This window comes from Clostridioides sp. ZZV15-6383 (assembly GCF_020657735.1).
GTDB classification, from domain to species: Bacteria; Bacillota; Clostridia; order Peptostreptococcales; family Peptostreptococcaceae; genus Clostridioides; species Clostridioides difficile_D.
In genome coordinates this window covers 1-992 of the sequence record NZ_JAGWCV010000129.1, presented here as the reverse complement: position 1 = coordinate 992, position 992 = coordinate 1, and the positions used below count along the sequence as shown (strand labels likewise).

Annotated in this window: 1 protein-coding gene; it reads left to right on the top strand. The window is 23.4% G+C overall.

Annotated features, from left to right (window positions below; genetic code table 11):
• Window positions 1–124 precede the first annotated feature (124 nt).
• Window positions 125–502, top strand: a complete 378-nt coding sequence (locus KGF42_RS19065; protein WP_054273798.1) for a BlaI/MecI/CopY family transcriptional regulator — start codon at window positions 125–127, stop codon at window positions 500–502.
• The last annotated feature ends 490 nt before the right edge of the window (window positions 503–992 follow it).

Sequence of the window (992 nt, the reverse complement as noted above, 5' to 3'; positions counted from 1 at the left end):
GAATTATATCAAGAACTAATCTTTTGGTAAAAATTGGAAAATATTATTATCGACAAAATCTTTGACTTAAAAACTATATTGCGATAGTATTAATTTAATAAAAGTTTGAGAGGGGCGTAAGGTTATGACAATTTCAAAAATACCACAAGCAGAATTAAAAGTTATGAAGTTTATTTGGGAAAAAAATGATACAGTGACATCAAAAGAAACTATTGAAGCTATGGAACAAAAATATGGATGGAAACAAACAACTACATTAACACTTTTATCAAGACTTGTTAAAAAGCATTTTTTAGATGCGGAAAAAATAGATAGATATACTCATTATACAATAGTGGTTGGACATAAAGAGTATTTAAGTGTTGAAACAAAAGATTTTTTAAGTAATATACACGACAATTCTTTACAGAGTTTGATTTCAGCATTACATGATGATGAAGTCATAGATAAGGATACGTTAGATTTATTTGAGAGCCATTTTAAAAACTTAGAAGAAGAGTAATTATAGAAGCCAAAACTCTAAGTATTTAATTAATAGATGGCTGTAAAATCTATAAATGGTATTGTTTAATCAGTTACTCTACTATTCATAAAGTAATATTAAATAGGTTATAATTAGTAAAGTACCTAAAATAATTGGAATAGGGAGTATCAAGTTAAATGATACCACTTACCTTAGTAAAGATTTTTAAAGTTTAAAATAATTTTATAACCTATCAAAATATACTTAATTATTTCTAAGTGTTTACAACATAAATTTGTTTTTGCTATTACAGGCTAACTAAAAGTAAGAATGATTTTTAAATTTTATTGTTAATAACTTATTCATCAATTTCCAACAGTTTATTTTAGGGAATTATTGAAAATATATTAAGTAATCACATCAAATCTAAGCGTATTTTTATGATATAATTAGTATGTATTTTTTATGATATATTTTATAAAAAGTATAATTTAATCATTTTTGAGGATATTATTATGTTAGATATGTT